This is a genomic window from Streptomyces resistomycificus (assembly GCF_001514265.1).
Classification (GTDB): domain Bacteria; phylum Actinomycetota; class Actinomycetes; order Streptomycetales; family Streptomycetaceae; genus Streptomyces; species Streptomyces resistomycificus.
The window spans coordinates 79,965-101,454 of sequence record NZ_KQ948997.1 but is presented as its reverse complement, the minus strand read 5'-3'; the positions used below and the strand labels follow the sequence as shown (position 1 = coordinate 101,454).

At 70.4% G+C, this 21,490-nt stretch carries 18 protein-coding genes; 3 read left to right on the top strand and 15 right to left on the bottom strand.

The window, feature by feature from the left end:
- Positions 1–48: 48 nt before the first annotated feature.
- Complete coding sequence (locus AQJ84_RS28045; protein WP_030039408.1) at positions 49–1,752, top strand: alkaline phosphatase D family protein; 1,704 nt, start codon at positions 49–51, stop codon at positions 1,750–1,752.
- Between the two features lie 9 nt (positions 1,753–1,761).
- Here AQJ84_RS28045 and AQJ84_RS28040 read toward each other — a convergent pair whose 3' ends face one another.
- Positions 1,762–2,331, bottom strand: a complete 570-nt coding sequence (locus tag AQJ84_RS28040; protein ID WP_030039407.1) for a dienelactone hydrolase family protein — start codon at positions 2,329–2,331, stop codon at positions 1,762–1,764.
- Positions 2,332–2,451: 120 nt separating this feature from the next.
- On the opposite strand from AQJ84_RS28040, the gene AQJ84_RS28035 reads away from it, so the two are divergent.
- Positions 2,452–3,594 (top strand): mechanosensitive ion channel family protein, encoded by a 1,143-nt coding sequence (locus AQJ84_RS28035; protein ID WP_053191240.1) that lies wholly within the window; start codon positions 2,452–2,454, stop codon positions 3,592–3,594.
- Positions 3,595–3,865: 271 nt separating this feature from the next.
- On the opposite strand, the gene AQJ84_RS28030 is transcribed toward AQJ84_RS28035, so the two are convergent.
- From AQJ84_RS28030 to AQJ84_RS28010, 5 genes are all read right to left on the bottom strand, one after another.
- Positions 3,866–5,452 (bottom strand): Na+/H+ antiporter, encoded by a 1,587-nt coding sequence (locus AQJ84_RS28030; RefSeq protein WP_030039405.1) that lies wholly within the window; start codon positions 5,450–5,452, stop codon positions 3,866–3,868.
- 108 nt (positions 5,453–5,560) lie between these two features.
- Positions 5,561–6,028 (bottom strand): GNAT family N-acetyltransferase, encoded by a 468-nt coding sequence (locus tag AQJ84_RS28025; RefSeq protein ID WP_030039404.1) that lies wholly within the window; start codon positions 6,026–6,028, stop codon positions 5,561–5,563.
- On the bottom strand, positions 6,025–6,969 hold the full coding sequence (locus AQJ84_RS28020) for an RluA family pseudouridine synthase (protein WP_030039403.1): 945 nt from the start codon (positions 6,967–6,969) through the stop codon (positions 6,025–6,027). Before AQJ84_RS28020 ends, AQJ84_RS28025 begins: the two co-directional genes overlap by 4 nt.
- Before the next feature lie 52 nt (positions 6,970–7,021).
- Entirely contained in the window at positions 7,022–7,702 is a 681-nt protein-coding gene (lspA, locus tag AQJ84_RS28015; RefSeq protein ID WP_030039402.1) for a signal peptidase II, read from the bottom strand.
- A gap of 67 nt (positions 7,703–7,769) precedes the next feature.
- On the bottom strand, positions 7,770–8,879 hold the full coding sequence (locus AQJ84_RS28010) for a TraR/DksA family transcriptional regulator (RefSeq protein ID WP_053191238.1): 1,110 nt from the start codon (positions 8,877–8,879) through the stop codon (positions 7,770–7,772).
- A 594-nt stretch (positions 8,880–9,473) separates the two neighbouring features.
- Between AQJ84_RS28010 and ileS the strand changes: the two genes are divergently transcribed.
- A complete protein-coding gene (ileS, locus tag AQJ84_RS28005) occupies positions 9,474–12,611 on the top strand; it encodes an isoleucine--tRNA ligase (RefSeq protein ID WP_030039399.1) in 3,138 nt (1,045 codons plus the stop codon).
- A 239-nt stretch (positions 12,612–12,850) separates the two neighbouring features.
- Here the strand turns inward: ileS and AQJ84_RS28000 are convergent, their stop codons facing one another.
- From AQJ84_RS28000 to ftsW, 9 genes are all read right to left on the bottom strand, one after another.
- The gene (locus tag AQJ84_RS28000; RefSeq protein WP_059198879.1) at positions 12,851–14,014 is read right to left on the bottom strand and encodes a DivIVA domain-containing protein; all 1,164 of its coding nucleotides are present in this window, start codon (positions 14,012–14,014) and stop codon (positions 12,851–12,853) included.
- Between the two features lie 52 nt (positions 14,015–14,066).
- Positions 14,067–14,357, bottom strand: a complete 291-nt coding sequence (locus tag AQJ84_RS27995; RefSeq protein WP_053191236.1) for a YggT family protein — start codon at positions 14,355–14,357, stop codon at positions 14,067–14,069.
- 71 nt (positions 14,358–14,428) lie between these two features.
- On the bottom strand, positions 14,429–15,088 hold the full coding sequence (locus AQJ84_RS27990; protein WP_030039397.1) for a cell division protein SepF: 660 nt from the start codon (positions 15,086–15,088) through the stop codon (positions 14,429–14,431).
- 129 nt (positions 15,089–15,217) lie between these two features.
- Positions 15,218–15,937, bottom strand: a complete 720-nt coding sequence (locus tag AQJ84_RS27985) for a YggS family pyridoxal phosphate-dependent enzyme (protein ID WP_030039396.1) — start codon at positions 15,935–15,937, stop codon at positions 15,218–15,220.
- Between the two features lie 6 nt (positions 15,938–15,943).
- Positions 15,944–16,675, bottom strand: coding sequence for a peptidoglycan editing factor PgeF (gene pgeF, locus AQJ84_RS27980; protein WP_030039395.1), 732 nt, complete (start codon positions 16,673–16,675; stop codon positions 15,944–15,946).
- Complete coding sequence (gene ftsZ, locus AQJ84_RS27975) at positions 16,672–17,868, bottom strand: cell division protein FtsZ (RefSeq protein WP_053191234.1); 1,197 nt, start codon at positions 17,866–17,868, stop codon at positions 16,672–16,674. Before ftsZ ends, pgeF begins: the two co-directional genes overlap by 4 nt.
- Positions 17,869–18,147: 279 nt before the next feature.
- The gene (locus AQJ84_RS27970; protein ID WP_030039393.1) at positions 18,148–18,942 is read right to left on the bottom strand and encodes a cell division protein FtsQ/DivIB; all 795 of its coding nucleotides are present in this window, start codon (positions 18,940–18,942) and stop codon (positions 18,148–18,150) included.
- A 35-nt stretch (positions 18,943–18,977) separates the two neighbouring features.
- Positions 18,978–20,075 carry an undecaprenyldiphospho-muramoylpentapeptide beta-N-acetylglucosaminyltransferase gene (murG, locus tag AQJ84_RS27965; protein WP_030039392.1) on the bottom strand — a complete coding sequence of 366 codons (1,098 nt, stop codon included), beginning with the start codon at positions 20,073–20,075 and terminating at the stop codon, positions 18,978–18,980.
- Between the two features lie 6 nt (positions 20,076–20,081).
- On the bottom strand, positions 20,082–21,437 hold the full coding sequence (gene ftsW / locus AQJ84_RS27960; protein ID WP_030039390.1) for a putative lipid II flippase FtsW: 1,356 nt from the start codon (positions 21,435–21,437) through the stop codon (positions 20,082–20,084).
- Between the last annotated feature and the right edge of the window lie 53 nt (positions 21,438–21,490).

The following is a 21,490-nucleotide window of genomic DNA, read 5'->3' as shown; positions in this document are numbered from 1 at the left end:
CCGAGTTCGCCCGCTCTTTTGTCGTACTGGTCAGTAATCTGATCGTCCGTGACCAGTCGATACAGATCACCCGAGAGCGCCAACTCCACGCCGAAAAGCGCCTCCTCGCCCTCTGCGAGCGGCAACTCCCTTTCCCCGCGCCGCCGTACGGTCGTCAAGGCCGCGGCCGCCACCGCCGTCCTGGCCGGCCCGCTGGCCGCCGCCCTGCCCGCCCGGGCCGCCGAGGACGCCCCCTCCTTCCTGCACGGCGTCGCCTCCGGCGATCCGCTCCCCGACGGCGTCCTGCTGTGGACCCGGGTGACGCCCACCGCGGCGGCGACCCCCGGCTCCGGACTCGGCCCGGACACCCCGGTCGACTGGGTGGTGGCCCGCGACAAGGCGCTGACGAACATCGTCGCCAAGGGGACCGTCACCGCGACCGCCGCCTCCGACCACACCGTCAAGGCGGACGTGCGCGGCCTGGCACCCGCCACCGACTACTGGTTCCGCTTCTCCGCCGGGGGCACCGACTCCCCCGTCGCCCGCACCCGCACCGCCCCCGCCACCGACGCGGCCGTCGCGGGCCTGCGCTTCGGCGTGGTCTCCTGCGCCAACTGGGAGGCCGGCTACTTCTCCTCGTACCGCCATCTCGCGGCCCGCGGCGACCTGGACGCCTGGCTGCACCTGGGCGACTACATCTACGAGTACGGCACCGGCGAGTACGGGACGCGCGACACCGTCGTACGACAGCACGCGCCCACCCACGAGATCATCTCCCTCGCCGACTACCGCGTCCGGCACGGGCGTTACAAGACCGACCCCGACCTCCAGGCGCTGCACGCGGTGGCGCCCGTCGTCGCCATCTGGGACGACCACGAGTTCGCCAACGACGCCTGGTCGGGCGGCGCCGAGAACCACACCGAGGGAGCCGAGGGCGCCTGGGTCGCGCGTCAGGCAGCCGCCAAGCAGGCCTACTTCGAGTGGATGCCGGTGCGCACGGCGATCGCGGGCACCACCTACCGGCGGCTGCGCTTCGGCAAGCTCGTCGACCTCTCGCTCCTGGACCTGCGCTCCTACCGCTCGCAGCAGGTCTCCGTGGGCAACGGCTCGGTCGACGACCCGGACCGCACGCTCACCGGCCGCGCCCAGCTCGACTGGCTGAAGGCCGGGCTGAAGGCGTCCGACACCGCCTGGCGGCTGATAGGCAACTCGGTGATGATCTCGCCGTTCGCGATCGGCTCCCTCACCGCCGACCTGCTCAAGCCGCTCGCCGAGCTGCTTGGCCTGCCGAAGGAGGGCCTCGCCCTCAACACCGACCAGTGGGACGGCTACACCGACGACCGCCGCGAACTGCTGGCCCACCTGCGCTCGAACGCGATCCGCAACACCGTCTTCCTGACCGGCGACATCCACATGGCGTGGGCCAACGACGTGCCGGTGAACGCCGGGACGTACCCGCTGTCCCCGTCCGCCGCCACGGAGTTCGTGGTCACCTCGGTCACCTCCGACAACCTCGACGACATCGTGAAGGTCCCCCAGGGCACGGTCTCCGCGGTCGCCGCCCCGATCATCAGGGCCGCCAACCGGCACGTCCACTGGGTCGACACCGACCGTCACGGCTACGGCGTCCTGGACATCACCGCCGACCGGGCGCAGATGGACTACTACGTCCTGTCCGACCGCACGCAGCCGAACGCGACCTCCTCCTGGGCCCGTTCGTACCGCACGCGGACCGGGACGCAGAAGGTGGAACGCGCCTACGACCCGGTCTAGGCGCCCCACCTACAGCGAGTCGAGGAAGCCGAGCGCCACCCGCCAGGTGGCCTCGGCGGCCTCCTCGTCGTAGTCGGGCAGGTCCGGGTCGGTGTACAGGTGGCCGGCCCCGGCGTATCTGTACACCTCCACGTCCGCACCCGTGCGGCCCATCTGGAGATACCAGGCGCTCAGCCAGTCGTCGGTCTCGAAGGCGTCCGGCTCGGCGACGTGCAGCTGGACGGGCAGGTCGTCCACGGTCGCGTTCGGCGCGATGTCCGAGGTGCCGTGCAGGAGCAGCAGCCCGCGGGCCCTCTCGTCGCCGAGCGCGAGGGTCTGGGCGATGGACGCGCCGAGCGAGAACCCGGCGTAGACCAGTCCCCGCTCCGAGTAGGGCGCGGCGGCCAGCACGGCCCGCTTGAGCAACTCGTCCTTGCCGATCTCGTCCTGGAAGGCCAAGCCCTCCTCGACCGAATCGAACGTACGCCCCTCGTAGAGGTCGGGCGTCCACACCTCGTGCCCGGCGGCGCGCAGCCGGTCCGCCGCCGCGCGCACCGCGGGCCTCAGGCCGAAGGTCGAGTGAAAGAGCACGATGTTCATGAGGCCCATGGTGCCAGCCGGGTACGACAACGCAGGTCACGGCATCGCGCCCGCGCCGTACCCACCCTGAGCGCGAAGTCACATGTTCATGAGTCCCCGAGGCCGGTTACGTTCGTGGTCATGGAGAACCTACTCCGCCCACTGATCGTGGTCGGCGGGTCGGTCGCGCTCACGCTGCTCATCGGCTGGGCCACCGACCTGCTGCTGCGCAAGGCCGACGCCCGGCATCACGAGACCCCCATGTGGGGTCTGCTTCGCCGTGGCCGCATCCCCTACCAGCTCGTGCTCTGCGCGGCCATGCTGAGAGGTTCGTTCGACGAGGCGCAACTGCTGCGGCAGCACAGCTCCGGCATCGGCAGGACGCTCACCCTGGTCCTCATCGGGGCCGCCGCGTGGCTGGTGATCCGCATCGCCGCCGCGGTGGTGGAGACGTCCTACAGCCGCTACGCACGCGCCCACCGCGACCCGGCCCGGGTCCGGCGCGTCCGCACCCAGGTGACGCTGATCATGCGGGTGGTCTCGGCGGTCGTCGGGGTGGTGGCCGCGGCCACCATGCTGCTGACGTTCCCCGCGTTCCGCGCGGCGGGCGCCTCGCTGCTGGCCTCGGCCGGAATCCTCGGCATCGTCGCCGGTGTCGCCGCCCAGTCCACGCTGAGCAACATGTTCGCGGGTCTGCAGATCGCCTTCGGTGACATGGTGCGCATCGGCGACACCGTCGTGGTGGACGGCGAGTGGGGCACGGTCGAGGAGATCACACTGACCTTCCTGACCGTACGGACCTGGGACGAGCGCCGGATCACCATGCCTGTGTCGTACTTCACGTCCAAGCCCTTCGAGAACTGGTCGCGGGGCACGCCCCAGATGACCGGGATCGTCTTCTGGCACGTCGACCACGGGGCGCCGGTGGAGGCGATGCGCGACAAGCTCCGCGACATCCTGCGCGAGTGCCCCGCCTGGGACGGCCGTGCCTACGGCCTGGACGTCACCGACACCACCCCGAACACCATGCAGGTGCGCGCCCTGGTCACCGCCAAGGACGCCGACGACATCTGGACGGTGCGCGTCACGGTCCGCGAGCAGATGATCAACTGGCTGGCCACCTACCATCCGTACGCCCTGCCCCGGGTCAACACGGCGGACGCGGCCCTGCCGCCGAGCCGCAGCAACGGCCACATCCCCCACGACCGGGCGCCCCGCGACGACGTGGCCCGCGACGGCGTGGCCGCCCGAAGCGCCCACGAGTCACCCCGAGGAGCCAACTGACCCAGCCCGCGCCCGGCCCGGCCCTCGACCGCCCCGACGGTCAGCGGCCGGGCCGCGCGCATTCCCCTCCACGACGCACAGCCGCCGACGGCGCGCCACCCCCGCAGCACCCCCACCCAGCCGCACCCGACTCACAGCCCACCGCTGACAGCTCACAGCCCACCGCTCACAGCCCACAGCCCACAGCCCACCGCTCACCGCTCACAGCTCACAGCTCACAGCTCACAGCTCGCTGTTCACAGCTCACAGCTCACAGCTCACAGCTCACAGCTCACCGCAAACTACGCACATCAAGATGCCGCAGCACCCGATCCACCACCTCGGGATCCGCCCCCGGCTCACTCCGCGCCGCCATCACCTCGTGCCGGGCCGCGCTCAGCATCTCCCCCTGGATGCGCCGCACCCGCTTCAGCCTCCGCACCCGCTGCTCATGCGCTTCCCGCCGCTCGTCATCGTCGATGTCCGGACTGATCCGCACCCCGATGTCGTGCGCCCGCCGCACCATCTGCTCGGACAGCTCCTCCGGCAGCTCCTCCGCCGCCTCGATCTCCCTGAGCCGCGTCTTCGCCGCCTTGGCCGCCCGCACGGCCAGCGCCTTCTCGAACTCCTTCTCCCGGTCGGTGTCGGCCTGTACCCCCAGCCGCTTCACCAGCCACGGCAGCGTCAGCCCCTGAAGCACCAGCGTCGCCATGATCACCCCGAACGCGATGAACACCATCTCGTCCCGGTCGGGAAAGGCCGAACCGTCGTCGGTCTCCAGGGGAATCGCCAGCACCAGCGCTACCGACGCCACGCCCCGCATCCCCGACCACCACATGACGACGGTCTCCCGCCAGCTCGTGGGGATGTCCTCGTCGTGGTCCCGCCTGGCGTGCAGCCGCTTGGTCAGCCAGGTGGCCGGCAGCAACCACGCCAACCGCACCAGTACGACGACCCCCACGACCGCCGCCGCCCACCCGAGCATCTCGCCCCACCGCCCGGACGCCGTACGGATCGCGTTGTGCAGCTCCAGCCCGATCAGCCCGAACGCGACCCCGGTGACCAGTGTGTCGACGATGTCCCAGAAGGTGTGCCCGGCGAGCCGTGTCATCACGTCGTCGGGGTCGGTGGCGTACTCGGCGAGGAACAGCGCGGTGGTGAGCACGGCGAGCACACCGGACCCGTGGAACTCCTCGGCCAGCACGTACGAGGCGAACGGCACCAGCAGCGTCAGCCCGATCTGCAGGGTCGGGTCCCCGAGCAGGTCCATCAGCCGGTTGGCGCCCCATCCGAGCGCGATACCGGCGATCACCGCCACCACCGCGGACAGGACGAGGTCCAGCCCCGCCTTCCACGGCGAGAAGGTGCCGCTCACGGCCGCGGCGATCGCCACGTGGTACAGCACGATGGCCGTCACGTCGTTGAAGAGCCCCTCGCCCTCCAGGATGGACACCAGCCGCCGCGGCAGCCCCAGTTGGCCGGCCACGGCGGTCGCGGCGACCGGGTCGGGCGGCGCGACCAACGCCCCCAGCGCGATGGCGGCGGCGATCGGCAGCCCCGGCACGATCGCGTGGGCCACGGCGGCCACGCACACGGTGGTGACGAACACCAGCGCCACGGCCAGCAGCAGGATCGGCCGGACGTTGGCGGCGAACTGGCGCCAGGACGTCCGCCGCACGGCCGCGTAGAGCAGCGGCGGCAACAGCAGGGGCAGGATGAGGTCCGGCGGGACGTTCACGTTCGGCACGAACTCGAGCAGCGCGAGGACGATCCCGAGCAGGGTCATCAACACCGGCGCCGGCAGCCCAAGCCGGTCCCCGACCGGGACGCTCACCACAGCCCCGAGCAACAGCATGAACAGCAGGGCCAACTGATCCACGGTCAGCGCTCCGGGGGCGTCTCGGCATCACACGACAGGCCTCAAGCGTGCCACGCCCCCGTCACCACCAGCACCATCCGCCGTCCGGCTCCGCGGTGGGAACCGAGGTCAGAGCGGGCGCCGCATCGCCCGGTGCGCGATCCCCGCGTCCGGGAACTCCGGCCCGTAGGCCACGTACCCCAGCCGCTCGTAGAAGCCCAGCGCGTGTGTCTGCGCGTGGAGATCCACGGCCTGGAGCCCCCGCGCGCGTGCGGCGTCCTCGACCGCCCGTACGAGCGCGGCCCCGACGCCGAGCCCCCGTGCGTCCTGCGTCACCGCGAGCCGCCCCAGCGCGCCGACCGCCGGGTCGCCGTCGGTCTTGGCCGCGGCCGCCTCGCCGTACAGCAGCCGTCCGGTCCCGAGCGGCGTCCCGTCCTCCCGCACCGCCAGCACGTGCACGGCATCGGCGTCGTACGCGTCGTACTCGATCTCCGCGGGAACCCCCTGCTCGCCGACGAAGACCTCCTTGCGCACCGCGAAGCACGCCTCACGGTCGGCGAGGTCATCGGCGACCCGGACGACGTACGACACGCTCACGCGTAGGTCTCCTCGCGAACCTGGTCCAGGGCCTGCTGCAGATCGTCCGGGTAGCCGCACTCGAACTCCACCCACTGCCCGTCCCCGGGGTGCTCGAAGCCCAGCCGGACGGCGTGCAGCCACTGCCGGGTCAGCCGGAGCCGCTTGGCGAGCGTGGGGTCGGCGCCGTACGTCAGGTCGCCCACGCAGGGGTGGCGGTGGGCGGCCATGTGAACGCGGATCTGGTGGGTGCGGCCCGTCTCCAGCTTCACGTCGAGGAGGGAGGCGGCGCGGAACGCCTCGATGAGGTCGTAGTGCGTGACGGACGGCTTGCCCTCAGCCGTGACCGCCCACTTGTAGTCGTGGTTCGGGTGGCGGCCGATGGGCGCGTCGATGGTGCCGCTGGTCGGGTCCGGGTGTCCCTGGACGAGCGTGTGGTACCGCTTGTCGACCGTGCGCTCCTTGAACTGGCGCTTGAGCGACGTGTACGCGTACTCCGACTTCGCCACCACCATCAGGCCGGAGGTGCCCACGTCCAGGCGGTGCACGATGCCCTGGCGCTCGGCGGCGCCCGAGGTCGAGATGCGGTACCCGGCGGCGGCGAGGCCGCCGATCACGGTCGGGCCACTCCAGCCGGGGCTGGGGTGCGCGGCGACGCCGACCGGCTTGACGATCACGACCACGTCATCGTCGTCGTGCACGATCTCCATGCCCTCGACCGGCTCGGCGACGATCTGCACCGGCGCGGGCGCCTGCGGCATCTCGACCTCCAGCCAGGCCCCGCCGTGCACCCTCTCGGACTTCCCGACCACCGACCCGTCGACCGTGACCTTCCCCGCGGCGGCGAGCTCGGCCGCCTTCGTACGGGAGAAGCCGAACATGCGGGAGATGGCGGCGTCGACGCGCTCGCCCTCCAGGCCGTCGGGCACGGGCAGGTTTCGGATCTCGGGAATCGTGCTCACCCGTCGAGTATGCCGGACGGGGCCGACACTCTCGTACGAGAGTCCGGGGCCCTCAGTCCTTGTGGACGGTGCCGTCCGGGTCGAGGCCCTTGAAGGACAGCAGCACGATCAGGATGCCGCCGCACACGATCGCCGAGTCGGCGAGGTTGAAGACGGCGAAGTGCTTGGGCGCGATGAAGTCGACGACCGCGCCCTCGAACACGCCCGGCGAACGGAAGATCCGGTCGGTGAGGTTGCCGAGCGCGCCGCCGAGCAGCAGTCCGAGCGCGATCGCCCAGGGCAGGCTGTACAGCTTGCGGGCGAGCCGGGCGATGACCACGATCACGGACGCCGCGATCACCGTGAAGATCACGGTGAAGGCCTCGCCGAAGCCGAAGGCCGCGCCCGCGTTGCGGATGGCCTCGAACTTCAGCCAGTCCCCGATGATCTCGATCGGCGCGTGGTGCTCCAGCTTGGCGACCACGATCAGCTTGCTGATCAGGTCGAGGGCGTACGCGACGGTCGCGACGGCGAACAGCACGGCGATCCGCCGCCTGCCCCGGGGCCGCTCCGCCGCAGCCGGGACCTCCGGCGCGTCCGCGGGGGACGGCTCGCCCGACGCCGGCTCGCCCGACGCCGGCTCGCCCGACGCCGGCTTCCCGACGTCCTCGGCGTGCGCGCCGGACTGCTCCGGCCCGCCTCCCGCCGCCCCTGGGATATCCGGCGTACCGATGATGCGCTCCGCCTCTGCCACGTGAGTCCCTCAACCTAGGTACCTGACTGAGGACGAGGGTACGTCACGCCCCCCGGCGCCCACGTGATCAGTACCGGCGTTCCTGCTTCTGCTTGCACTCCACGCACAGCGTGGCCCGCGGGAAGGCCTGCATGCGGGCCTTGCCGATGGGGTTGCCGCAGTTCTCGCACAGGCCGTAGGTGCCCGCCTCGAGCCTTTCCAGGGCGCGCTCGGTCTGGAGGAGCATCTCGCGCGCGTTGGCCGCCAGGGCCATCTCGCTCTCGCGCGTGATGTTCTTGGTGCCGGTGTCCGCCTGGTCGTCGCCCGCGCCGTCCCCGGAGTCCCGCATCAGACCCGCCAGGGACCGCTCGGACGAGGTGATCTCGTCGCGCAGCCGCGTCGCCTCGGACGACAGCTCGGAGCGGGCCTCCGTCACCTCTTCCGGCGTCCAGGGGTCCTCGCCGGGGCGCACCGCGAGCTCGCCGGGCTCCGCCGCGGCGAGCCGTGCCTTGGGAACGGCGGTCTGCGCCGCCGTGGCCGTGCCAGGAGTCTTCTTCGCAACCACTGTCGTGGCTCCCGTCTGCTCCGCGGCCTGCGCCGCGCCCGCCTTCTTGGACGTGCTCTTCTTGGCTGTGCTCTTCTTGGCCGCAGCCGTCCTGGCCGCGCCCTTCGTGGACGTGCGCTTCGTGGCGGCGCTCTCAGCGGGGGCGCTCTTCGAGGAGGATTCCTTCCGGGCGGCCTTGTGAGCGGTGGCCTGGTGGGCGGTGGCCTCGTGGGCGGCGGTGGCCTTCTTCGCGGACGCCGCCTTGGCGCCCGCCCCGTCCACCCCGTCCGCCCCCGTCGCCTTGGCGCCCGCCGCCTTCCTGGTCACCGTCTTCCGGGCGGACGCCTTCTTGGCCACGGTCTCCCCGGCCGCCGCCTTTGCTCCGCCCGCCGCCTTGCCCCCCGGTCTCTCCGTCTCCGCCGCCACCGCGGTCCTGGAAGCCGCCGCCTCGGCCGCGACGGCCTTCTTGGCCGCGGCCTTCTCGGCCGTGACCCTCTTCGCGGTGACCTTCCTCGGCGCCGCCTTCTTGGCGGTCGCCTTCTTCGCCGTGCCCCCCTGCGTGCTCTTCTTCCCACCTACGTCCTTGGCCGTACCGCCGGAGGCACCGGTGGACCCGGACGCCGACTGCTGTACGGCGGTCTTCTTCGCCACCATGGCCGCGGCCCCTTCACATATCGTGATCTTGCACGCGAATCGTGCTGGGACGATAAATCGACTTCAGGCCCGCGGCAACGGGGCGCACCGCCCATTTCGCCCGCCTCGCGGATACAGCGCGGCAAACCTGCATGCGTTGTGCCCAGCTCCCCGCCGGGTAATCCGCCCGGCCGGGCGTCCCGGGATGCGAACACACGCACGTCGCCATTCGGGTCATCCCGGTCCCCGCCGGGCCCCCGTCCCCCGCCGCCGGAAAACCGGTCGGCCGCCGTCCTCACGGCGCCGTACACTGGGCGCAGCGAAAAGCTTGGATGGGGACGAGTAGCGGCGTACGCAGCCCAGAGCGACCCGGGGACGGTGGAAGCCCGGGGGCGAGCGCGACGTGAAGATCACCCCGGAGCCGCCGGAAGAACGCCCGCGAGGGCAAGTAGAGCCGGCTTCGCGACCCCAATGAGGGGGCTCACCGGCGTGCACTGCGCACCGGAGGGCCAAGGAGGGTGGTACCGCGGGAGCGCGCCGACGGCGGCGCAGGGAATGACACAGCTCTCGTCCCTCCGGACGGAAGGCAGAAAGTCCGCCGGAGGAAGCTCGCTGATGACAACGCCGACGTACCGCCAGGTGCCCGCCCAGGTCGACCTGCCCGCGCTCGAGCACGCGGTGCTCGACTTCTGGCGCGAGCAGAAGATCTTCGCCAAGACCCTGGAGCAGTCCGAGGGCCGCCCCGAGTGGGTGTTCTACGAGGGCCCGCCCACCGCCAACGGCATGCCGGGCGCCCACCACATCGAGGCCCGCGTCTTCAAGGACGTCTTCCCCCGCTTCCGCACCATGCGCGGCTACCACGTGGCCCGCAAGGCCGGCTGGGACTGCCACGGCCTCCCGGTCGAGCTCGCGGTCGAGAAGGAGCTCGGCTTCAGCGGCAAGAAGGACATCGAGGCGTACGGCATCGCCGAGTTCAACGCCAGGTGCCGCGAGTCCGTGCTGCGTCACACCGACGCCTTCTCCGACCTGACGACCCGCATGGGTTACTGGACGGACCTCGACAACGCCTACGTCACGATGAACCCCGAGTACATCGAGTCGGTCTGGTGGTCGCTCAAGGAGATCTTCAACAAGGGCCTGCTGGTCCAGGACCACCGCGTCGCGCCGTGGTGCCCGCGCTGCGGCACCGGCCTGTCCGACCACGAGCTGGCCCAGGGCTACGAGACGGTCGTGGACCCCTCGGTGTTCGTCCGCTTCCCGCTGACCTCCGGTCCGCTCGCCGGCGAGGCCGCGCTCCTGGTGTGGACGACGACCCCCTGGACCCTCGTCTCCAACACGGCGGTCGCCGCGCACCCCGAGGTCACCTACGTGGTCGCGACGAACGGCGAGGAGCAGCTCGTCGTCGCCGAACCGCTCGTCGGCAAGGCCCTCGGCGAGGGCTGGGAGACCACCGGACAGACCTTCACCGGCGCCGAGATGGAGCGCTGGGCCTATCAACGGCCCTTCGAGCTGGTCGCGTTCCCGGAGCCCGCCCACTTCGTGGTGAACGCCGAGTACGTCACGACCGAGGACGGTACCGGTCTGGTCCACCAGTCCCCCGCCTTCGGTGAGGACGACCTCAAGGTCTGCCGCTCCTACGGCCTGCCGGTGGTGAACCCCGTCCGCCCCGACGGCACCTTCGAGGAGGACGTCCCCCTCGTCGGCGGCGTCTTCTTCAAGAAGGCGGACGAAAAGCTCACCGAGGACCTCCAGCAGCGCGGCCTCCTGTTCCAGCACATCCCGTACGAGCACAGCTACCCGCACTGCTGGCGCTGCCACACCGCGCTCCTCTACTACGCGCAGCCGTCCTGGTACATCCGCACCACGGCCGTCAAGGACCGCCTCCTCCAGGAGAACGAGAACACCAACTGGTTCCCGGACACCGTCAAGCACGGCCGGTACGGCGACTGGCTGAACAACAACATCGACTGGGCGCTGTCCCGCAACCGCTACTGGGGCACCCCGCTGCCGATCTGGCGCTGCGAGGACGACCACCTCACGGTCGCCGGCTCCCGCGCGGAACTGACCGAGCTGACGGGCACGGACCAGTCCGGCCTGGACCCGCACCGCCCGTTCATCGACGACGTCACCTTCGACTGCCCGCAGTGCCAGAAGACGGCCACGCGCGTGCCGGAGGTCATCGACGCCTGGTACGACTCGGGTTCGATGCCGTTCGCGCAGTGGGGCTACCCGCACAAGAACAAGGAACTGTTCGAGTCCCGCTACCCGGCGCAGTTCATCAGCGAGGCCATCGACCAGACCCGCGGCTGGTTCTACACGCTGATGGCGGTCGGCACCCTGGTCTTCGACAAGTCGTCGTACGAGAACGTGGTCTGCCTCGGCCACATCCTCGCCGAGGACGGCCGCAAGATGTCCAAGCACCTGGGCAACACCCTGGAGCCCATCCCGCTGATGGACCAGCACGGCGCCGACGCGGTCCGCTGGTTCATGGCGGCCGGCGGCTCCCCGTGGGCGGCCCGCCGCGTGGGCCACGGCACCATCCAGGAAGTCGTCCGCAAGACGCTCCTCACGTACTGGAACACGGTCGCCTTCCAGGCCCTGTACGCCCGTACCTCCGGATGGGCGCCGTCCGAGGCCGACCCGGCCCCGGCCGACCGTCCCGTCCTGGACCGCTGGCTGCTGTCCGAGCTCCACGCGCTCACCGACCAGGTGACGCAGTCTCTGGAGGCCTACGACACCCAGCGCGCCGGCAAGCTGCTCTCGGCGTTCGTCGACGACCTGTCCAACTGGTACGTCCGCCGCTCCCGTCGCCGCTTCTGGCAGGGCGACAAGGCGGCACTGCGCACCCTGCACGAGGTCGTCGAGACCGTCACCCAGCTGATGGCCCCGCTGACCCCGTTCATCACCGAGCGGGTCTGGCAGGACCTGGTCGTGCCCGTCACGCCCGGCGCGCCGGAGTCGGTGCACCTGACCTCCTGGCCGCAGCCGGACCTGTCCGCCATCGACCCGGAGCTGTCGAAGCAGATGGTCCTGGTCCGCCGCCTGGTGGAGCTGGGCCGTGCCACGCGCGCGGAGTCGGGTGTGAAGACGCGTCAGCCGCTGAGGCGCGCGCTGGTCGCGGCGACGGGCTTCGACGCGCTCGACCGGGAGCTGCACGCGCAGATCACGGAGGAGCTGAACGTCGAGTCGCTGGCGTCGCTGTCCGAGGTGGGCGGCTCGCTGGTCGACACCACGGCGAAGGCCAACTTCCGTGCGCTCGGCAAGCGGTTCGGCAAGCGGGTCCAGGACGTGGCGAAGGCCGTCGCGAACGCGGACGCCGCCGCCCTGTCCCTGGCGCTGCGCGAGGGCACGGCGTCGGTGGAGGTCGACGGCGAGACGATCACCCTCGCCCCGGACGAGGTCATCATCACGGAGACCCCGCGCGAGGGCTGGTCGGTGGCGTCCGACTCGGGCGCGACGGTCGCCCTGGACCTGGAGATCACCGAGGAGCTGCGTCGGGCGGGCCTGGCCCGTGACGCGATCCGCCTGATCCAGGAGGCCCGCAAGAACAGCGGCCTCGACGTGGCCGACCGCATCGCCCTGCGCTGGTCGTCCACGGACCCGGCGGTCGTCGCGGCGCTCGGCGAGCACGCCGAGCTCATCGCGGACGAGGTCCTCGGCACGGACTTCGCCCAGGGCGAGGCGGACGACGCCTACGGCGCCCCGTTCACGGACGAGGGCCTGTCCCTGACGTTCCGCCTTCGCAAGGCGTAGACCGCACCCCCCAGGGCCCGGTCTCCCCTCTCGGGGGGGGCCGGGCCCTGCGCTCGCGTCCCCGAGCGCGGCCCGTGAAACCGCCCGGCGGTCAGGACGGCTCTCATCACTCACGTCGGCCCTCGAACCGCCCGCCACCGACACCACCCCCAACGCGCGTAAAAAGGGCGGGACCCCGGATCGAAATCCGGGGTCCCGCCCTTTGAACGCTGCCGACGCCTAAGGCGTACTACTGGCCGTCAGTTGTCGTCCTCGTCGATGAGGAAACCGCGCATCGGCGAGGGAGCCTGCCCCATCGGCGACGGGCCCTGCGGCCGTACCGGCGCCATCGGCTGGGTCATCGCCGGGGACATCTGCTGCTGGCCGCCGTAGGACGGCGGGGCCGGAGCCGGGCCACCGCCCATGCCCTGGTTGCCGCCGTATGACGGGGCGCTCGCACCGGCCGGGGCCATGGAAGGCGCCGGGGACGGCGGCAGCGACGCGGTCGCCGGGGTACGCGGCGGGGCCAGCGAGTCGTCCGCCTGGGTCTCCAGCTGACGCAGCTGCGACTCCAGGTAGGACTTCAGACGCGTGCGGTACTCGCGCTCGAAGCCGCGCAGGTCCTCGACCTTGCGCTCCAGCGTGGCGCGGGCGGACTCCAGGGAGCCCATCGCGACGCGGTGCTTCTCCTGCGCGTCCCGCTCCAGGGCGTCGGCCTTGGCACGGGCGTCACGCTCGAGACCCTCGGCACGCGAACGCGCCTCGCCGACGATCTTGTTGGCCTCGGAACGGGCCTCGGCGATCGCCTGGTCGGCGGTCTGCTGGGCCAGCGAGAGGACACGGGCGGCGCTGTCGCCACCGGGGCCCTGACCGGGGCCGCCCATCGGGCCACCCATGGGACCGCCCATCGGGCCGCCCATCTGCTGCTGCATGGGCGGCTGACCGCCCATCGGACCCTGACCCATCGGACCCTGGCCCATCGGACCGGGACCCTGCGGGCCGCCCTGGCCACCGCTGGGGCCTGCAGGCAGCTGCGGTGCACCGCTCGGCAGCTGGGGCGGGCCACCCATGGGGCCACCCATCTGCTGCTGCGGCGGGCCAGATATGCCGGCAGGCACCGGTCCGCCGGGACCGCGCATGCCCTGCTGAGGCATGCCCTGCTGAGGCATACCTTGCTGCTGCATACCCTGCTGTTGCTGATCCTGTGGCTGTTCCGGAGGCTTGCGCATGTTCTGCTGGTTCTGAGCAGCAGCGCGCGTGGCCGCGGCCAGCTTGGCGCGCAGGTCCTCGTTCTCGCGGAGCAGGCGCGTCAGTTCGGCTTCGACCTCATCGAGGAAGGCATCGACCTCGTCCTCGTCATAGCCTTCTCGGAGGCGGACGGTCGTGAACTGCTTGTTCCGCACGTCCTCGGGGGTCAACGGCATCTCTTCACCTCAACGTAGTCATCGGCAGTCGGCAAGACCGTATCGTCCACAGTCACCTCGCGAGGTTCCCCACGACGGTGATCATGATGTAGACGATGATCATCAGGACGAAGAAGGACAGGTCGAGCGCCACGCCCCCGAGACGCAACGGCGGGATGACCCGCCGCAGAAGCTTGAGCGGTGGATCAGTGACAGTGTAGGTGGCCTCCAGAACGACCACCATCGCCTTGCCGGGTTGCCACGAGCGGGCGAACTGGAAGACGTAGTCCATGACCAACCGGAAGATCAGCACGATGAGGAAGCACATCAGCGCGATGTAGATGACATCCAGAACCACGCTCATTACCTGTGCTTCCCTCTCCCCTGTTCCGTGCTACTGGGTACTACTTGTACTGCCATTTCCGGTCGTGCGTCTCAGCTCTGGTTGAAGAACCCGCCCTCTGCGATACGGGCCTTGTCCTCCGCCGTGACATCGACGTTAGCAGGCGACAACAGGAACACCTTCTGCGTCACCCGCTCGATGCTGCCGTGAAGACCAAACACCAAACCGGCCGCAAAGTCGACAAGTCGCTTCGCGTCTGTGTCATCCATCTCAGTCAGATTCATGATCACCGGGGTGCCCTCACGGAAGTGTTCCCCGATGGTACGGGCCTCGTTGTAGGTCCGGGGGTGGAGTGTGGTGATCCGGTAAGGCTCTCGTTCGGACACGACCTTGGGCATGATCACCGGTGCGTTCTTCTCCAGGCTTGCGCGTTCTTGTGTGATGGATGCCACGGGCGCGATGCGCGCCGGACGCCCGGATTCCGCGCCTAGCGAAGCGGAACGGGGCAGCGGGTCGCGCGGTGCCGGGGCCTGCACCACTCGTACTGATTCGTCCCTTTCAGGCTGATGTGCCTGATGGGACTGGTGTGAACCGAGCGGCTGATGTGACAGCTCGTGCCGTCGCCGGTCCCGCTCGGGCTCCGGGTCCAGCTCGGGTTCGAAGTCGTCGTCGGGGTCGAAACCGCGGCCGTCGTACCCATCGTCCTCCACGAGGCCGAGGTAGACCGCCATCTTGCGCATCGCGCCGGCCATTCTCTGAGTCCTCCGCTCTGTGGTGGATCGGCTGACGACTGCCAAGTGCCCGCGATCCACGAGGTCGTTATGCCCGCTGTCCTGCGGTAATGACCATATTTTCTGCTGTGGTCCGACTTCCTGGCGACGTTACCGGAGCCTGGGGCGTACTCCGAGTACCGCGGTGCCGACGCGTACATGTGTCGCTCCGGCCGCCACGGCCTGTTCGAGGTCCGCACTCATCCCTGCGGAGACCATGTTCGCAGCCGGATGCGCTCGGCGCAGGTCGGTCGACAAATCCATCAACCGCCCGAACGCCGCCTGTTCGCGCCCCGCGTACTCCCCGGTGAGCGGAGCGACGGTCATCAGCCCGTCAAGTCGCAACCCCGGCGCGTCGGCCACGAGGCCGGCCAACTCCGCGACGCCGTCAGGACCCACGCCTCCCCGCTCGCCCCTTCCGCTCGCGCCCGCGTCGAGCGCCACCTGGATCAGGCAGCCCACTTCGCGCCCGGTCCGCTCCGCCTCCCTGGACAGAGTTGTGACGAGCTTGGAACGATCGACGGACTGCACGAAGTCCGCGTAACCGACCACGGAGCGCACCTTGTTGGTCTGCAGTTGACCGACGAAGTGCCAGACAAGGGGCAGATCCGCGCATTCGGCGGCTTTCGGCGCCGCGTCCTGGTCCCGGTTCTCCGCCACGTGCCGGACGCCGAGTTCCGACAGCATGCGCACATCGTCCGCCGGGTGGGTCTTGGTGACCACGATCAGCGTGACTTCCTCGCGGCTGCGCCCGGCGGCCGCACAGGCGGCTGCGATGCGCTCCTCGACTTTCGCCAGGTTTGCGGCGAGTTCGTCCTTACGGTCCGTCATGCCCCTTCAGCCCAACCAGACATATCCCGCGAGTCGCCCCGTGGTGCGATCGCGACGGTACGAGAAGTGGTCGCCCGACTCGCGTGTGCACACCGGCGACTTCTCCCGGTTTCGCACTCCGAGCCGTTCGAGCTGGGCGTGCACCCCGGCGGTCACGTCGACCGCGGGCGTCGACCAGCTCGTCTCGGCGTGTGCGGCCGGTTCCACGGCGGCCACCTCGGCGCGCATGGCCTCCGGCACTTCGTAGCACCGCCCGCAGACGGCGGGTCCGGTGCGGGCGACGATCCTGGACGGGTCGGCGCCGAGTTTGACCATGGCCCGTACGGCGGCCGGGACGACCCCGGCGACCATGCCGGGCCGGCCTGCGTGAGCCGCGGCGGCGACCTGGGCGACCGGATCGGCGAGCAGAACGGGAGTGCAGTCCGCGGTGAGGACGGCGAGCGCGAGTCCGGGCCGGGCGGTGACGACCGCGTCGACCGGGGCGACGGCCGAAGCGGCACCCCAAGGGCCGTCCACCACGGCCACGTCCGCCCCGTGCACCTGGTTCATCCAGACCACCTCGGCGGGGTCGAGCCCCAGGGACTTGGCGGCCAGTTCACGATTGGTCCGTACGGCCTCGGGGTCGTCACCGACCGCGCCCCCGAGGTTGAGCTCCTCATACGGAGCGGCGCTCACCCCGCCCCACCTGTCGGTGAAGGCGAAGTGCGCGCCGCTCACGGTCTCGCGCTGTCTTATCACTTCAGGAAGTCCGGCACGTCCAGCTCCTCGGCCGCGCTGTCAGAGTAGGCGCGCGACGGCGGGACCGGCGGGGCGACCGGGATGTCGGCCACCGGCTCGGGCGCCGGCTCCAGGTCCTCCTTCGGCGTGACGCTGCCGAGCGAGCCGAACGACGGGCGGCTCTCCGACGGCCGCGCCGGAGTGGGCTCCTCGCGGCGGGCCGAGGACGAGGACGAGCCGAGGACGGTGTCCCGCCGGGCCGGCGGCTGGCCGCCGTCGAAGCCGGCCGCGATCACGGTGACCCGCACCTCGTCGCCGAGGGCGTCGTCGATGACCGCGCCGAAGATGATGTTGGCCTCGGGGTGGGCGGCCTCGCTCACCAGCTGGGCGGCCTCGTTGATCTCGAACAGACCGAGGTCGGAGCCGCCGGAGATGGAGAGCAGGACGCCCCGGGCGCCGTCGATGGACGCCTCCAGGAGCGGCGAGGAGATCGCCATCTCGGCCGCGGCCACCGCGCGGTCGTCGCCGCGGGCCGAGCCGATGCCCATGAGGGCCGAACCGGCCTCGGACATGACCGACTTGACGTCGGCGAAGTCGAGGTTGATCAGACCGGGCGTGGTGATGAGGTCGGTGATGCCCTGAACACCGGAGAGCAGGACCTGGTCGGCCGACTTGAAGGCGTCCAGGACCGAGACCTGGCGGTCCGAGATGGACAGCAGCCGGTCGTTCGGGATGACGATGAGGGTGTCGACCTCTTCGCGGAGTTCGGCGATGCCGTCCTCGGCCTGGTTGGCGCGGCGCCGTCCCTCGAAGGTGAACGGACGCGTGACCACGCCGATGGTGAGGGCGCCGAGGTTGCGTGCGATGTTGGCCACGACGGGGGCGCCGCCGGTGCCGGTGCCGCCGCCTTCACCGGCCGTCACGAAGACCATGTCGGCCCCCTTGAGGACCTCCTCGATCTCCTCGCGGTGGTCCTCGGCGGCCTTGCGGCCCACGGCCGGGTTGGCTCCGGCGCCGAGTCCGCGGGTGAGTTCGCGGCCGACGTCGAGCTTGACGTCGGCGTCGCTCATCAACAGCGCCTGCGCGTCGGTGTTGATGGCGATGAACTCGACGCCCTTGAGACCGACCTCGATCATCCGGTTGATGGCATTGACACCACCGCCGCCGACACCGATGACTTTGATGACTGCGAGGTAGTTCTGCGGTGCTGCCACGTCGAAGGCCTCTCGCCTCGAGTTACGTGTCGCCGCTTCGCGGCCTTGCCGCGGTCCGACGACTGATGCCGATTGGGGCGGTCCGTATCGCCGACCCGAACCCTAACGTTGAAGTTTAGGGTTACCAGTGTGTCTGTTCCCTGGAGTCTTCTGAACAGGACACTAAGTCGACAAGTGGCGCGCGTTCAACGAACACGCCGAACCTCCCGTTTTTCTTTTCACCCTATGTGATCAGGCGTAGCGCTGCCCAACCAGGGTGCTGGCCTGCGCTGATGTGCGTCAACTCCCTGATGACGCAGGCGCGGTGGGAACACTGACGTCGAAGTGCCGCGCGGCGGGAGCTGCTTTCATGAGAGCCGTGAGCGTACGGGCCTTGGTGGCCCCCTTCTCCCCGCTCCCCCAGGCCACGGTCCGGCCGTCCCTCAACTCCAGCGAGATGTCGTCGTAGGAAAGCACCTTGACGGCCTGGGTCCGGTGCGCGACGGCGGCCGGAAGGGCACCGGCGACCCGGACCGCCTCCCGCACCAGCCGGCTCTCGCCGAACCGGCGCAGGCTCGCGGCGCGCGAACCCGGCTGAGACAGCGTCAATTCCAGCGCGGGTACGCCTTTCGGGGCCTCGGAAACCGTGGCGAAACGGACACCCCCGTCGTCCACTTCGACAAAGTTTCCGCCCTTTTGGACAAGCAGAACCGGAGTACGCTCAGTCACTTTCAGCCTGATTCCATGGGGCCAGGAACGCACTACGTCAACCACGTCAATTCGGGGCAATTTCCGGCGCAGTCGTGCCTCGATCGCGTCGGTGTCGACGGAAATCAACGGGTCCCCGACCGGAACGTCGGCGGCCTCGCGCACCTGCGCGGGCGTCAGCACCCTGGTCCCGGAGACCGTTACGCCTTCCACGCGGAACCAGTCGGAGCCGTACAACGCCCCGAACGTGCCCGACCCGAGGAACACCAGCGCGACCGCGAGAATGATGATCGTACGAAGCCGGGGAGGTGTGACCCGCCGGGCGGGCGGCGGGCCGGACGACTCCTGCTGGCGTTCACCGCGCTCGGCGGTCGTCGATCCGGCCACGCTCCCTGCCTTTCACCTACACGGAAACTCGGTCCCTACCGGTGTGCACGGCTGGCGGCGATCGCCTCGTACACCATGGCGACGAGCAGGTCGTCGGCGTCCCGGCGGCCGAACTCACTGGCGGAGCGGGACATCTGGTACAGCCGGTGCGGGTCGGCGAGCACGGGCAGCACGTTGTGCTGCACCCACTCGGGCGTCAGGTCCGCGTCGTCGACCAGGAGTCCGCCACCGGCCTTGACCACCGGCTGGGCGTTCAACCGCTGTTCGCCGTTGCCGATGGGCAGCGGGACGTAGGCGGCCGGGAGCCCGACGGCGGAGAGTTCGGCGACGGTCATCGCGCCCGCGCGGCAGAGCATCATGTCGGCCGCGGCGTACGCGAGGTCCATCCGGTCCACGTACGGTACCGGGATGTACGGGGGCATTCCCGGCATCTGGTGCACCTGCGGCAGTTCGTTCTTCGGGCCGACCGCGTGCAGGATCTGGATCCCGGCCTGCTGGAGGTACGGCGCGACCTGCTGGACGACCTCGTTGAGCCGTCGGGCGCCCTGCGAGCCGCCGGAGACCAGCAGCGTCGGCAGGTTCGGGTCGAGCCCGAAGGCGGCGCGGGCCTCGGGGCGCACGGCCGCCCGGTCGAGGGTGGCGATCGAGCGGCGCAGCGGGATGCCGATGTAGCGGGCGTCACGCAGCTTGCTGTCGGGCGTGGAGACGGCCACCTGGGCCGCGTACCGCGAGCCGATCTTGTTGGCCAGGCCGGGGCGGGCGTTGGCCTCGTGGATGATGATCGGCACCCCGAGGCGCTTGGCGGCCAGATAGCCGGGCAGGGCCACGTATCCGCCGAAGCCGACGACGGCGTCCGCCCTGGTGCGCTCCAGGATCTGCTCGGCGGCCTTGATGGTGCCCCGCAGCCGGCCCGGAACGGTGATCAGCTCGGGGGTCGGCTTGCGTGGCAGCGGTACCGCGGGGATCAGCGCGAGGTCGTAACCCCGCTCCGGTACCAGCCGGGTCTCCAGGCCGCGCTCCGTGCCCAGGGCCGTGATCCCCACGGTGGGGTCCTGCCTGCGCAGGGCGTCCGCGAGGGCGAGCGCGGGCTCGATGTGGCCGGCGGTCCCCCCACCGGCGAGTACGACATGCACCGAAATTCACCGCTCTCCGGACGAGCGCGCCGCCGAGGCACGCCGTCGCATCGTGTTCCATCTCCGAGGCTCCCGCACAGGGCCCCTGGCCCGCTTTCTACCAAAGCGGGGTTGCCGCATAGAAAGCGCCATCCGCGCAGCGGGATCCTCACGCGCGAAGGCGATCAGCAGTCCGATGGCGAACATGGTCGGCAGCAGGGCGGACCCTCCGTAGGAGAACAGCGGGAGGGGGACACCGGCGATCGGCAGCAGACCGAGCACCGCACCCATGTTGATCACAGCTTGAGCGGTGATCCAGGTGGTCACGCCTCCCGCGGCATACCTCACGAAGGGGTCCTCCGTGCGTCCGGCCACGCGGATACCCGCATAGCCTAGAGCCGCGAACAGGGCGAGTACCGACAGCGTCCCCGCCAGGCCCAGTTCCTCACCGGTGACGGCGAAGATGAAGTCCGTGTGTGCTTCAGGGAGTTGGCCCCATTTTTCCACACTCGCGCCGAGCCCGGAACCGAAGAGTCCGCCGGAGGCCAGCGCGTAGATTCCGTGCACCGCCTGCCAGCAGTCGGCCACGCCCGCCTTCGGCTCGGTGGCGCCGATGCACTGGAGGCGGGCCATCCGGTTGGGGCTGGTCTTGATGAGGATCACACCGAGGGTCGCGGCGATCGACAGTACGCCGACGAACAGCCGGGTCGGCGCGCCCGCCAGCCACAGAAGGCCGAACAGGATCGCGGTGAGGATGATCGCCGTGCCCATGTCGCCGCCGAGCATGATCAGCCCCAGCAGCATGAAGGCGGCCGGCACCAGCGGCACCAGCATGTGCTTCCACTGGGACAGCAGCTTCCTGTCCTGCTTGCGGGCGAGCAGGTCGGCACCCCAGAGCACCAGGGCGAGCTTGCCGAACTCGCTGGGCTGGATCTGGAAGGAGCCGCCGAGCGAGATCCAGTTCTGGTTGCCGTTGACCGACATCCCTATCCCCGGCACCTGGACCAGGGCCATCAGGAAGACGGCGCCGGCGAGGATCGGGTAGGCGAGGGCCCGGTGCAGCTTCACCGGCATCCGCGAGGCGACCAGCAGCAGCACCGCGCCGATGACGGCCGCCAGGAGCTGCTTGCGGAAGAAGTAGGAGCCCGGCAGGGACATCTGGAGCGCCGTGATCTGGGAGGCCGAGTAGACCATCACCAGCCCCAGCACGGTGATCAGCAGACTGCCGCCGAGGATCAGGTAGTAGGCGGTCAGCGGCCGGTCCCAGGCGCGGTGGGCGCGCAGGTACAGGCCGAGCAGCGGGTTCTCGCTCCGCGTACGGGGGGCGGCGGGGCGTTTGACGGCCCGCTGCACGGGCGGCCGCCCGGTACGGCTACCGGGCATCGGTGCCTCCCGCCGGATCGATCCCGGGCCACATCCGAGTCACGCGTCCCTCC

What these genes read in the sequence shown, in the direction of transcription:
- AQJ84_RS27990 (WP_030039397.1), bottom strand. Translation starts at nt 15,088, where the DNA reads ATGGCCGGCGCGATGCGCAAGATGGCGGTCTACCTCGGCCTCGTGGAG.
- AQJ84_RS28035 (WP_053191240.1), top strand. Translation starts at nt 2,452, where the DNA reads ATGGAGAACCTACTCCGCCCACTGATCGTGGTCGGCGGGTCGGTCGCG.
- AQJ84_RS27985 (WP_030039396.1), bottom strand. Translation starts at nt 15,937, where the DNA reads ATGACGGACCGTAAGGACGAACTCGCCGCAAACCTGGCGAAAGTCGAG.
- AQJ84_RS28040 (WP_030039407.1), bottom strand. Translation starts at nt 2,331, where the DNA reads ATGAACATCGTGCTCTTTCACTCGACCTTCGGCCTGAGGCCCGCGGTG.
- ftsW (WP_030039390.1), bottom strand. Translation starts at nt 21,437, where the DNA reads ATGCCCGGTAGCCGTACCGGGCGGCCGCCCGTGCAGCGGGCCGTCAAA.
- AQJ84_RS28000 (WP_059198879.1), bottom strand. Translation starts at nt 14,014, where the DNA reads ATGCCGTTGACCCCCGAGGACGTGCGGAACAAGCAGTTCACGACCGTC.
- AQJ84_RS28010 (WP_053191238.1), bottom strand. Translation starts at nt 8,879, where the DNA reads ATGGTGGCGAAGAAGACCGCCGTACAGCAGTCGGCGTCCGGGTCCACC.
- AQJ84_RS27995 (WP_053191236.1), bottom strand. Translation starts at nt 14,357, where the DNA reads ATGAGCGTGGTTCTGGATGTCATCTACATCGCGCTGATGTGCTTCCTC.
- ileS (WP_030039399.1), top strand. Translation starts at nt 9,474, where the DNA reads ATGACAACGCCGACGTACCGCCAGGTGCCCGCCCAGGTCGACCTGCCC.